Below are 11,918 nucleotides of genomic sequence, written 5' to 3' on the forward strand. Positions count from 1 at the left end.
GCGCATCGGAGCGCTTGGGGAAAAGACGGTCGAATGTGAAGTCTCTCGATAGAGGAGCTCATTGTTAGTCACTGCCTTTGAGCCATGATGCAATAGGGCCAGTGGCATATAGCCACTTCCCAACTACGCTAAGGGGCCACGCCCACCTTAGATAGGGAAATCCCGCAATGCACTCCTTAAGCAAAATACACATTCAAAACTTCCGCTCGTGCAAACAAGTGATCTTGCCGCTGGGTGATTTCACCCCACTGGTTGGCCAAAATAATGCGGGGAAATCCACCATCCTCGATGCGATCAGATTAGTGCTTGCACCAAAGGCATTTGCGAAAACAGACGCGAATGACCCCAACGAGCCAATCATTATCAGCGCTTGCGTGTCTGGGATTACAGAGGAGTTGATTGAGCAAATTCCTGAAGCCAAGCATCGAGCCGCGATTACCCCCTACTGCATCAACGGTAACCTTTGGATAAGGATTTCAGCATCAGGCTCAACAAAGCCGACCACGGAAGTCTGGGCTAATGCGGATCTAGACGAGCAAGGCCTACCTGTTTCCTGGCGCTCCTATCCGACGGGCCTGCCGCAGGCCATTTCCGCATTGTTACCGGAAGCGTTGCATATCCGCGCCATGGACGATGTCCAGGAAGACTTAGGCAAAGGCAAAGCTGGCAGCACAATTCGTGGGCTGCTGGATGAAATCATGGCGCCCATCCTCATTGCTCACCAAGAGGTTCAGGATGCGCTCACAGCGGTCAGGAATATACTAGGAGCCGACGGTGATAACCGATCCCCTCTACTGACTGAGTTCGACACCAGTGCCACCAATGCCCTCTCAAGCTTCTTCCCTGGCTTGCTGTTAAACCTGGACGTACCATCAATCGACGTTAAGGAGTTTTTCAAGAGCGGTGATCTAAACGTGACCGATGAGATATCCGGTCAAACTAGACGTTTCGACACCTTAGGTAGCGGTGCGCAGCGTGCGATACAAATGGCCTTGATCAGGCTTCTGGCCGATATCCGCAAAACCCGCGACCAAGACCTTTCCCGTCGTCTCCTGCTGATCGACGAGCCCGAGATTTTCCTCCACCCTCAAGGTGTCAGAGGCCTTAGGGAAGCACTGCATGTGCTTTCAAAGTCCGGCTACCAAGTCGTGTTCACCACCCATTCGCCATTGATGGTGAGCAGGGATAACGCGCCTGAAACGGTGATAGTGCGCAGATCTCGGGAGAATGGTTCCGAGGTTCGCATTCCGATGGGCGCGGCGGTTGCGCAAGCTATGGCAGAGGCGCAAGCACAATCTCGAACCCTTTTTGAACTCGGAAATATTGCTGAGATATATTTCGCCGAAAAGGTAATTCTCTGCGAAGGCAAAACTGATCAGAGGCTACTACCACTAATCTACGAAAAGCTCTATGGCGTCAGGCCTGAGCTCGAACGTATCTGCTTTGTAGCTCTCGGTAGCTGTACTTCCATCCCCAAGGGCTTCTCTGTCCTGACGGCCATGGGTATCAAATGTGGTGTGATTGCTGACTTGGATTTTGCATTCACTCATGCCAGGGGGCCTTGGCTGCTGAAGGAATGCGAAGAGATGATTAACGTCAAATCTGTGCTTCAAGTTATCAGCCAAACAGAAGGCTTCCAGCTCGGTGGTAATGGAATGCCTCAGAACTCCAGGAACGGATCAGCAGCGGACTGCTGGGCTGCCTTTGCGAGACATACTGACGGACAAGCTCTCGCGAACGCTGCCCATGAAGCCATGAAAGGGTTTACAACTTGGGTATGGCCTATGGGGTGCATTGAGGATGCCTTGAACATTGTGGAGAAGGGAGAGGCAGCAATAATCGCGCAGGAAGATAATATCCGGAATTGGCAGGCTGAGATGATTGATCAGGAGTATCCCGTCTTCCGAAACACACTGGACTGGATGCGTGCTATTTGATGGCAACGGGTTAACTAACGCCCCGATCTCAAACCGGGGCTTTGATGTCTATCGTCGTAATGCCCCTTCGACAAGCACATGGTCAGTTTTTTACATTCCGAAAAACATCTTCCTATCCTCCTCTTTGTGCAAGTGGTGCCTTGCAACATGATAGAGTTTAGGCTCAACAACTTCCGAAAATAATGTGAATGGGAGTTCATCGATGCAAATCTCGGCCACTACTGCACTGAAATCCTTTGCATAACAATCTTGAAGGATTTTTAAATTTGTCGAGGGGAAGCTATCCTTGAATTCCTTGTTGTACTCAGGATAAAAATATCTAATTAAAGCTGCTTCGTATAGCGAGATCTTTTCAGCTTCTGTTGTGTTCTGAGCTTTGTCGAATCCCTGCTTAATTCTGGCATTTCCACTGTCGCCATTTTTGGCAAAAGGGTTCATCATGGTTATCAACTGATTACTTGGTTCGATTGCAAGCATTAACAAGGTCAGTTTATGGCCTTGAGGAGCCCCTTTTAATGCTATTTTCTGGAGAGTTTCATGCTTCAGTAGCCTATCCACTGCGTTTCTAGAGCCATCTTGCCCATAAGCTTGACCAATATACTTCACCTTGAAGGTAACCGCTTTCGTCTGATTACTTAATCTTGAGTGAAACTCCTCAGAAGAGGGCCAGAATTTTTCACCGTCGGCGTTTTGTAGATAAAGAAACCCATCTTCGTCTCTCAGCGTTAAACCTGGAATATCAAATTTAATAATATACTCTTCCTCTAGCAAACCAAACTTAACAAAGAGCGTCTGGCCGACCTGCGTCGCTCCGATAAGGTTTATTATCGGCGTATAGCCAATAATATAAATATGGCACTTCGATATGACATCCATCATCGGCGCCAATGCTTCTTTATCGTAAATTCCTTCGGCTGGGATTGTACAATAACTAAGTGCGTACATACCAAAGGCATGTTCAACGTCAAATTGAGCATTGGCAAACACTCTGCCTTCATGCCCTTTTATAATATCTTCATCCATACAAAGCACCCCAAAAAATTAATCGGCTATTTAATGAGTATTATCCAAGCTCGCCTGCTGAGAATATGTCGAAGCAAAAATAGCGAGGATCCAATTTATGGTGTTTCTTGAAACTCTTTCAGGTGCAATAGCTATCCATGTCTCATCCAGAGGGAGCAAAGCATATTGCTTGCAACAGGAACTACATTGGACTTCACGAGGTGCGCTTCTGGATGAGATCCAGTAGCACCTGGCCATCAGGCATGGGAGACATCGTGCGCAAAAACACAACATTCTTCTGCACGGTTTTTTTAATTTCGGCTGCTGAAATGGGCTTGTCCAGAATGGTGAAATCCTTCAGTCGCTGGAAATGGCACTCATTGAGGTAGCCGTCATGCGCACGCTTTTCAGTTTCCCCAGTGCCTTGGCCATAGGCGACGATCCCCTTGCCATTCTCATACAAGAAGACCACATCACCTTTCGCGATACGGTCAATGTTGTACTTCCAGGGGGCGTAGAACGCAGCAGCGCTAGCCTCTCTGAGCATGCGGTCATGGTCTTCCAAGGAGTGACGTTTGTTCGTATTGAGAATGTGGAAGCTCGAAGGCTCGAGCAACTCGATGTCTGCCGCTGCTTGCTCTTTATCATCAAGCTTCATGGCAGCCTTGGCGGCTTCTACTCCCTTCTCGAGCAGCTTCAGCATTGTCTCCTGACGGCTCAGATCAAGCTGGTCAGCCAAGCCTTCAATAAAGGAGTAGAGCTCCTTGGGCATACGGATGGACGCGGATGCCAAGTCATTCTTGGCCTTAGCCGCGTTTTCGATGAGAGAAATAATGTCGTTCATGGGGTGACCCTCCTACTTGATGCGAAGAAGCATCCCACGACTAATCTACAAAAGCAATTAATGCTTTATAAAAAAAGCACTTTTTGCTTCCTGCAGCGAAGCACGCCAAAACGCTAGACTGCTAAGCCTGTGGGTGAGCCTTCTATTCACTGCAAACCCGCTCAATGTGATCAAGCAAGTCTGATCCTGTTGATGGTCAAGTCACGCTCATTCACCCGACCCATCAGGTAGCCGCAAGCGATACCTCGTGCAGTTAGCTGGCGTTTTTCACTTGAAGCCCGGAATTTTGCATAGAAGCAGGGATTGCTCAAAGCGGCAGGCAGGTTTATGGTGAATCTCGAACCGTGGGTCAGCCGAAAGCTGAGCCACAGTGGAGGAATTCCACATATTCTGACGAAATCGGAGTTAATTCTGATGCAAACCCCTATCTACTCGACTTTGTTCTCCTGCCTTTATGATGAGCCGGAACCAGTGGGGTACCTCGGTCGAGGAACTCACTATTCGGTCTTCCGCTCCGTTGAATGGCTTGATGTAACGCGATCTCCCCTTGCAGTACCTGAAATCCATGATTTCGCGGTGGTTTGGGATGAAGACCATGACACCCGGATCATCGATGTGATCGAAGATATCTACATGGCAGGGTTGCTCTCCCCTATCCAATTCATTGGTGAACGTAAGGGGATGCTAACAGTTATCGTCGCGGCGAAATTCTACTTCAGCGGCAGTGAAACCGATCTTGAGTCATATACTCGGCTGCTGCAGAAAATTTCCGACAACCCTCGCCATGGTGACGCCTGGCCGGTTGAGGTAGGCATGTTTGATCGGTCGCCAGGGTCTCCTCACCAAACAGAATTGCTTGGCCTGATCAGCGCTAACGAACACCGAGTTATCACGTACCTCCGGAATATCGATTCGCTCTGGGCTCTCGGCACTAAGCCATTTGCACCTAAAGCCTATCCAAGTCCTCTCCAAACTCAGCCCGCTCCTCCACCCCCACCATTTTTTACCAAACCTGCGCCACTGTCCTGAGGGGAAATACTCCAAGAAGGGCGCCGGTTGTGGGGGATTGGCTGGCCTGTAGCAGCCGCCCCAGGTTCGAAAAGGCAATATCTACAAACCAAGAGATGAGTCCAGTAAACCTCGCTGTCACTTGCACTAGACCGTCGAGAGCTCAACCATTTTGATGGTAAAGCTCTGGCTCCTCATCTCTCTGCGCCTGCCCCACTCTGGATCTAGTGTCACTCTCGCTAGACACATGATGCTTCGTCCCCTACGCCCATTCACTGCGCCCAGAACACCCATGAGATTCTGGCTCACTACTGGTTAGGGGAGTTGCTGCACCACGCCCCGCCACTCGAGTGCATGCCTCAGGACATCGATGGTCGCGCCATGCGAGGCTGGCGTGAATATGAGATCGCCAATCACGTCAAAACGGCTAGGGGTTTTCCATCTCCTGGTGCTTAGGCCGGTGGAGAATCGGGTAGTGAGGCGTCTGTTGGCTCGTCCCTTGCCCTGTCCCAAAAATTAAATCGGATTACCTGCTCGAAGATGATGGTTGGTCGGATGACACTGGCATCGCAATCCCTACCAACAGAAACGAAGAGGTTATCCATGATCAAGAAGACCGTCTCCATCGCCTGGACAGCAGGTTGCGACTCCTACCACCTGCAGCAGGCTCGTAAGAAATTCTCGGAGCCCGAGTACCTGAACGCTCTGGCCCAGGCTATCCAGGATGTGAAACCAGACACCTGCTTCCGTGACGCCATGCGTCAAGCCATCACAGTGGACGAGTACACTGTCGGCGTACTCGGCGGCCAAGAACTGGGCAAACGCACTCGAGCAATCCTCGAAGCCCAAGCTCTACCGACCATCAGCCCCGTTTTTTAACCACTGCCGGTAGTCAATGATGATCGACAAAGGAGCAGCAAAGCTCGCTAGAGGAGAGCTGGCCCGAAAGGGCCGTGCTCTCCAGAGCATCAAGAACATCCTTGGTTTTACTGACCACGGATACCAAGCTTGGTTGAACAGCATGACCGAAAAGGAGCGAGCCACACACGGCGCAGAGGTCGAACAGTACTTGAAAGTTTGCACCATCATGTCCGCCGAGCTCGTGCAGTGGTCGACTCAACTCCTACTCGAAGCACCCGAGGTTGCGGATGGTAACGATCAGTCCAGCTTTATAGGCCCACTCGGTGCTTTCCTGCTCGGAGCCATCAAGGACGGTAAGCCGCTCGCACAAAACTTGCGAAAAGCAGCTGAGCAGATCGGGGACATGGCACGCGGTAGAAAACGCTTTCTGGATGAACTTTATAGCCAGCTTCGCCCGGATGAGCGAACAAAATTCGGCGACCTTCTCGGTGCTTGCACCTTTCCGCTAAGCAGCCTTCCAGAGATCAAGCTGTGGAAGCCTTTGGACTGGCTTGATCTCAGCTGGAAAAATCGTCATCAGGACATGGTAGACCGGCTAAGGCACCTGTCTGCGCCACTCATGTTTGCTCAGATACAGGCCATGCCTCCACGTGTAACTCAGCGCACTACAAGGGCTGTGTGCCATATCCTTGAAGGCTCCGAAGTAAGTAACGATTCTCTTGCTGCACGATTACTGCTGGCCAGCATGGTCAATCGTTACCACTGGGAAATGCTTGAATACGAGCGATACGAGGACACCGCAGTCCGAAGTTTGCTTCGGCTCGTAATGGGCCTACGTGCCGCTGGACGACATCGTATTCCGGCTGAGCTGAGTCAGGATGTATTCAAAGAATGGCTGACCAGCCAGTTCTCCGGTGAATTCTTCGCCGATGAACAGGAATGGAGGCCTCTTAAGGCCGTACATATCAGCAGGATCTACGCCCAGGCTGAGTGGATCTTGGGATGGGAACGAATAGATTTTGTCGAACACGAGGCCAGCGAAACCGTACTGCTAAACATGTGCGCTCTGACGCTTGCTTGGAGCTATTGCACACTTGAGAAGCACGACATTAGGGTGCCAGATGTCAAAAATTACGACTTGGTGAACCTGAGGGAGATCGAACATGCAGAACAGGTTCCGCTGACTAGGATCAAGTATCAGCAGCGGCAACTACACACGTTGCTTGGCTGCCAAGATCAGCTCAATCCTCTGCTGATAGAGGTGAGAAGTGCTCATAATCGTGAGTTGCGTCGTCAGCGAATGCAGTTCATCCGGTCAAATTTTAGGGGGATTTCGCTGGCTCAATGGAGAACGCTATCCATACGCGTGGGGGAAATAATTTTCCCTCAGTTCTCGAGATTCTAATCCCTCTATTCTTGGACTGATGTCTGCCGAACCAGGGGGCTTCGATCCCTGCCAATGGCTATACCCGAATTGCTCATCGAGTGGGACGAACACTACCCGTAGAACTCCTACGATCTTGAGTAGATTGCGATTCAACCTACCAGCCGGCAAAACTAACGTGAGCATTATCGAGCAAACAACCGAAGCAAGCGAGCGAGGCAATAGCCAAACGCCACCATCATGTTAACATCCGCTTCATTGCCCACTACAACGTGAAAACCGTATGTTTGACCCAGATAGTATCGATCCAGATTACGTTTCATTCATGTGGAGCACGTACCGCTGCCGAGAAAATCCGTCTGCAGAAGATTATCTGGAATACGCTAGACAAGATCTGATAGATGGCACCGCACCTAGAAATTTAATCAATGGATTATCAAATGCGAAGCGAGCACTTCACCTCAGAATGGAAGATGTTTGCCTTGGATTTGGTGCGGTATCATTGAACAAGCTCAAGAATTTTCATGCTCTTTCCGAATACTTGAAAAAATGCGGGCTTCCGTCATTAGGTGTGCTGGAAAAACTAAATAAGGCCCGGAACGAAACCGAACATGATTTTGCTATTCCCGAATTGGAGATGGTTGAGATTTACATTGATGTGGCCCACTTATTCTTGAGTGCCACGGATAGATGGTCAGTCAGACACCCATGTGATATCGAAACCAACGATAAAAATGAGACTGGTGACAGGAACTTGCGTAATGTTCGTTTCAATTGGGCAAAAGGTACTGTAGAGCTGCAAATCAGTTCGATTGACAGCAAAGCTTATGAATTTCCATATAGTGTCACTTACACTAACAAAGACTCTGAGTTTTTCAAATGGGTAACCTTTGCCACTAGGCATAGCACTTGACTGCATCAAGAGATTTCAATTGGCGGACTATCTCGGGCAAAGAGAAAGACCCGTCCCTGCAGCCGAAGCTCAGCTTGAGGGCAGCCGACAACCAAGCGCTTTTAGGTATTTGCCCAGATCCTGGAACCCTGCCTCATGCATCACTTGAGCGACCTTGGCCGAGCGCTTCTCAGATTTCGGCAAGAAGATCGCACATTGTTCGGTGTAAGGCCGTGGTAGAGCTTTCCAGTAGTACGTGGCCTCAAAGTTTTGCATGGCCTTGTGAAAAGCTAAATGATGGTCGGTTGTCCAAGACATCACAAACATGTCGAAGTCGCGACGCAGGCTTGCCACCGCTACCTGATTGATACCGTACATCACGTACTTTCCGGACAAAGGCACTTTGATCTCGAGGCGCTTCGCGATGTACTTGGCCGCTGCGAAGTGATGAGAGCCACCACTGTTGATGAGGAAAACTCTTCCATCCCATTCCCACGTGGCGAAATGGTCAGTGGTCTTCTCTCGAGAAATGATGCGGATCTCATCCCATCGGAGATTTTCTGCGAATTTTTCCTTCGTGACCGGGGTGATCATTGGTTCAGAGTTCCGCATGACCATGGCGTCCATGCTCTTGAAGTTTTTCAACTCGGACTTTGAAGCAGAGAACCCATGAACATCCTGGATCTCGCAGTCCCATCGTTCCTGCTCAATGACCGTGCCGAGGTTCAACAGATCCTCACGTACGACGCTTGTGCTGCCATAGTTTTGATATGAGCCTGGGCAACGCGTCCAACCACTAAGGCGTCGACGATGGAAATGATCTTCAGTCAGTAGGTTTCCGAAATCATTCCAACGAACAATCTCGAATGCGCCGATACCCTTTTCATGCTCAACGAGGTGTCTATTCAACCCGTTGTCTTCGTGTAAGAGGTTGATCAGTGAGGCCGGATAACCCAAGTTCTCAAGCAGAGAATCTCGAAGGATTTTTACAGCCTTCCTTAGCATTTCAAGCTCCTATGTCGACTCTAGTGAAGCAGCGGTGGAGTAAAGAGTGCAGAAAAAAGCGTCACAAAACCAGTGGATATTTGGTGCAGAAAAAAGACCGACTTGCATGGCGCCGCCGAACTACAAACGTCGCTCATACGCCTGTCGCCAATGACCCATCGCACGCTTGAAGTCCTCGATATTGAAGTATGGTGATCACTCCTCGTATGGCGTCGAAGACCTGCAATCCACAAGCGGTTGCGCGGCTTGAGTGAACGGTACCTACACTTCGCTCTTCTTTCTTCAGATAGGATCGTGACAATGCCAATCCTTCCTGCGGTCGATGCCAGTGATGACGAGTGGCACGCTTTTTCAGCGCAACGTTGTGATGAGCTCATACCGTACCTGGCGGAGTTCATCCTGGATCGGTTCAACTACAAGACCAGGTACGTTCAGCAACGACTCTGGAGATCATTCGGAACTGTCTCCGCTTTCACAAGGCAGTACGACCTCTACTTTCGGATGTTCGTAAAACCCCAAGAATTCTGGCCCCGTGAATGCCTTGTGCTGGCTCGCATAGGATTCAAGCAGCAACGGGTTGGTCATGGTCGGGCGTTGGTGGAGCTGCTAGTAGATTTGGCTCCTGAACTCGGCTATCGATATCTGGCGGTCGAATGCGCCAATGCCAACGCGTCAGCGTTCGCGGAGCGGCTGGGATTCACACCCTATGAAAACAGGCGTCATTGGATCGGATCGGTAATAGCCATTCAAGACGCTCTTGATCGACAGATCTGTTGATCATCTGCTTGTAGCGTTTTTTCGTAGAGATCCACTTTGTGAGCCGTGTGTTTTGCCCAGCTATCGGCCATCAAATGTGAGCGATGGGCTCAAGAAATGTTCACTGGTGCGGCAGGCCAGATTCTTTGCGATAACGCGATTGGATTGGCAACTCAAAGCGACCTTCCACGGAAGCCGGACAAGTGACCTCGAGGAACTTTGAGCTACCTCCGATGCATATCCACTATTCGACATCAGGACGCTTATGAAAGAGCTTAGAATCGTTGCAGCTGTACTTGAACGCATCAGGTCATCAGCCAACAGAGCCATTTACAGCGAGAGATTTACGGATTGGCGTATGACCTCGAAGAGCGCGTTCACACCCATGCGGTTGCGGCCATCGTGATTATCGGGCGCACCCCAATAGAAGAAAATAAACAGCGTGCCTTTGAGCAATATCGGAACGGTTTGAAGGTCGTTTTGGTGGTGACGTTCGATGAACTGCAGGCTCGACTCGAAAGCATTCATCAAGCTCTGATGCCGAAGCCCCAAGATGAACCTGAGCCAATTGAGGGCGAAGACTTACCCTTCTGAATTTGCTCGATATTGGCCTTCCATCGAACTGCCTCTCATCCGTAACGCCGAAAATAACCGTGAATATCTGGACGAACCTTCAAAGCAAAGCTCATCACAGCCATAGACTGGCGGAGAAGCACATCGCTCCTTTCTGACCCTTCGACGAAATCCGGATGACCGGCGCCGCCATCTTGATATTTCGCGCCGTGGACGAGGTTGTTCCTCACACGGCGAATCGCAACAAACAGATCCGACGTGCGCGCCACAGCATTTGTATCTTTCCACCCAAGCATCCCATCATCGAGCTTCACTTGTTTTTTGGGAGGGTTGGCTACTAGGACAGGGGCAATATCTAGCGCGAGGACATCGCTGAGGAATCTCGGCCCGAGATCTCGCGCAAATTTATCCCAATCAGGACTCACTCCATTTTCGTCGCCAATTGCATAGATGCCAGACCGCTTCAGTGCGCATTCGAATCTCGAGAAAACGACGAAGAAGTCTACTGCCAGCTTCGGGAGCTCTGCTCTGAGTGCCTCTTCAACCAAGTCCATATTTCCCCCAACAAATTGGTTAATCCTTGAGCAAGCGTTGAGTGCGGCATCATGCCGCGATCACCTTCTCCACCATGGGCCTACACCTGATTCGGAGGCAACCGTTTTATAACCATCCGGCGAAGTCACCTAACTCATCAGACACATCGCTCGCCGTCACTATCGAGAGTTGGTTCGACGGCTATGGAATGACCCGTACAGAAAAGGACTGCTGGTCAGAATAAAAGAACGCGTAGAAATGAGCCAGATAGCTACTGTCGATAAGGATTCGCAGGAGCCTTTGCCTGAAAAGCATCCAGGTAAGCTCGCAATTGGATTACCAATCGGGCTCTGGCTCTGTACCCAGATGCATCGACATAACCAGCGCACGGCGGTAATGCAGAGGGGTGGAGTTCAACTCTAGGGATAAAAGTCGGTCGGCTGCACCTACCAAGGTATCAATCCGCTCGCGAGGTACTGCTATATAAACAACCAACCGTTTCCCGCTTGCTGTCATAGACCCAATCCCTTTGGGGGGATCTTTGTCTTGCGCCAATCGAGGGTCTGCGTACAGCTGGCATTCAACCTCTGGATATTTGAAGCTTTCTGGGTAGAGCACCTCGCCTTTCAGCGTGAGTAGCATGTGTTCATCATAATGACCTTCGTTAGCCCTCAGATTATTGGGCAAGGCCAGGCTAAACGACCATGTAAAATCCCACTCCGACAGCTTGATTTGATAGAGGGTTCGTTGAGTTTCGAGCCTCGGACGGCCTCGTCGAGTGTTGGGTTTCTGCTGGGCTGTTCGAGCCATAGCGACCTCCTCCAGAAAAAAGGCCAGCGTTGTGGATAGGATTCCGAGAGACCTCAAAAGCATAGTCATAGCAAAACGCTGGAGGCTGCTCTCAGCTCTTGGAAGGAGGTAAGCGCCTGGGGGTATGTAACCCTGATCAGTTCAGCACGTTTGAGTGAAGGAAGGCCGAAATCGCTCACCCGAAAGCGCCAAAGCCTGCGCTGGCACCTTCTTGAGCAATTGTTAGAATTGCTCTGCGGTACAACAGCGTGCCGATGGAAGCGGTGGTGCTGCTAACCTCCGTCCGCTCGCGCAAGCCTATCGAGTGGAAAT

At 50.4% G+C, this 11,918-nt stretch carries 13 protein-coding genes; 7 read left to right on the forward strand and 6 right to left on the reverse strand.

The window, feature by feature from the left end; genetic code table 11:
- Nucleotides 1–167 precede the first annotated feature (167 nt).
- Nucleotides 168–1,937 carry an ATP-dependent endonuclease gene (locus CKW15_RS00740; protein ID WP_095151280.1) on the forward strand — a complete coding sequence of 590 codons (1,770 nt, stop codon included), beginning with the start codon at nucleotides 168–170 and terminating at the stop codon, nucleotides 1,935–1,937.
- Between the two features lie 90 nt (nucleotides 1,938–2,027).
- Here CKW15_RS00740 and CKW15_RS00745 read toward each other — a convergent pair whose 3' ends face one another.
- Complete coding sequence (locus tag CKW15_RS00745; RefSeq protein WP_095151281.1) at nucleotides 2,028–2,960, reverse strand: hypothetical protein; 933 nt, start codon at nucleotides 2,958–2,960, stop codon at nucleotides 2,028–2,030.
- A gap of 193 nt (nucleotides 2,961–3,153) precedes the next feature.
- Nucleotides 3,154–3,783, reverse strand: a complete 630-nt coding sequence (locus CKW15_RS00750) for a hypothetical protein (protein ID WP_095151282.1) — start codon at nucleotides 3,781–3,783, stop codon at nucleotides 3,154–3,156.
- Nucleotides 3,784–4,110: 327 nt separating this feature from the next.
- Between CKW15_RS00750 and CKW15_RS00755 the strand changes: the two genes are divergently transcribed.
- Nucleotides 4,111–4,812: a hypothetical protein gene (locus CKW15_RS00755; protein ID WP_218239559.1), complete on the forward strand. Its 702-nt coding sequence runs from the start codon at nucleotides 4,111–4,113 to the stop codon at nucleotides 4,810–4,812.
- Between the two features lie 126 nt (nucleotides 4,813–4,938).
- Here the strand turns inward: CKW15_RS00755 and CKW15_RS00760 are convergent, their stop codons facing one another.
- A complete protein-coding gene (locus CKW15_RS00760; protein WP_095151283.1) occupies nucleotides 4,939–5,085 on the reverse strand; it encodes a DUF4113 domain-containing protein in 147 nt (48 codons plus the stop codon).
- Nucleotides 5,086–5,394: 309 nt separating this feature from the next.
- Between CKW15_RS00760 and CKW15_RS00765 the strand changes: the two genes are divergently transcribed.
- The 3 genes from CKW15_RS00765 to CKW15_RS00775 all read left to right on the forward strand — a co-directional run bounded on the left by CKW15_RS00765 (nucleotide 5,395) and on the right by CKW15_RS00775 (nucleotide 7,949).
- The gene (locus CKW15_RS00765) at nucleotides 5,395–5,670 is read left to right on the forward strand and encodes a hypothetical protein (protein WP_095151284.1); all 276 of its coding nucleotides are present in this window, start codon (nucleotides 5,395–5,397) and stop codon (nucleotides 5,668–5,670) included.
- Between the two features lie 19 nt (nucleotides 5,671–5,689).
- A complete protein-coding gene (locus CKW15_RS00770) occupies nucleotides 5,690–7,057 on the forward strand; it encodes a hypothetical protein (RefSeq protein WP_095151285.1) in 1,368 nt (455 codons plus the stop codon).
- Between the two features lie 262 nt (nucleotides 7,058–7,319).
- Nucleotides 7,320–7,949 (forward strand): hypothetical protein, encoded by a 630-nt coding sequence (locus CKW15_RS00775; protein ID WP_143498310.1) that lies wholly within the window; start codon nucleotides 7,320–7,322, stop codon nucleotides 7,947–7,949.
- Nucleotides 7,950–8,018: 69 nt separating this feature from the next.
- On the opposite strand, the gene CKW15_RS00780 is transcribed toward CKW15_RS00775, so the two are convergent.
- Nucleotides 8,019–8,933: a DUF6685 family protein gene (locus CKW15_RS00780; RefSeq protein WP_256583014.1), complete on the reverse strand. Its 915-nt coding sequence runs from the start codon at nucleotides 8,931–8,933 to the stop codon at nucleotides 8,019–8,021.
- 300 nt (nucleotides 8,934–9,233) lie between these two features.
- On the opposite strand from CKW15_RS00780, the gene CKW15_RS00785 reads away from it, so the two are divergent.
- Both CKW15_RS00785 and CKW15_RS00790 read left to right on the forward strand, forming a co-directional pair.
- On the forward strand, nucleotides 9,234–9,710 hold the full coding sequence (locus tag CKW15_RS00785) for a GNAT family N-acetyltransferase (protein WP_095151287.1): 477 nt from the start codon (nucleotides 9,234–9,236) through the stop codon (nucleotides 9,708–9,710).
- A 330-nt stretch (nucleotides 9,711–10,040) separates the two neighbouring features.
- Nucleotides 10,041–10,283 (forward strand): hypothetical protein, encoded by a 243-nt coding sequence (locus tag CKW15_RS00790; protein ID WP_095151288.1) that lies wholly within the window; start codon nucleotides 10,041–10,043, stop codon nucleotides 10,281–10,283.
- A 35-nt stretch (nucleotides 10,284–10,318) separates the two neighbouring features.
- Here the strand turns inward: CKW15_RS00790 and CKW15_RS00795 are convergent, their stop codons facing one another.
- Nucleotides 10,319–10,816: a hypothetical protein gene (locus CKW15_RS00795; RefSeq protein ID WP_095151289.1), complete on the reverse strand. Its 498-nt coding sequence runs from the start codon at nucleotides 10,814–10,816 to the stop codon at nucleotides 10,319–10,321.
- Between the two features lie 316 nt (nucleotides 10,817–11,132).
- Nucleotides 11,133–11,606 carry a hypothetical protein gene (locus tag CKW15_RS00800; protein ID WP_095151457.1) on the reverse strand — a complete coding sequence of 158 codons (474 nt, stop codon included), beginning with the start codon at nucleotides 11,604–11,606 and terminating at the stop codon, nucleotides 11,133–11,135.
- Nucleotides 11,607–11,918 lie beyond the last annotated feature (312 nt).

This window comes from Pseudomonas sp. Irchel s3b5, from assembly GCF_900187435.1.
In the GTDB taxonomy this organism is placed as follows: domain Bacteria; phylum Pseudomonadota; class Gammaproteobacteria; order Pseudomonadales; family Pseudomonadaceae; genus Aquipseudomonas.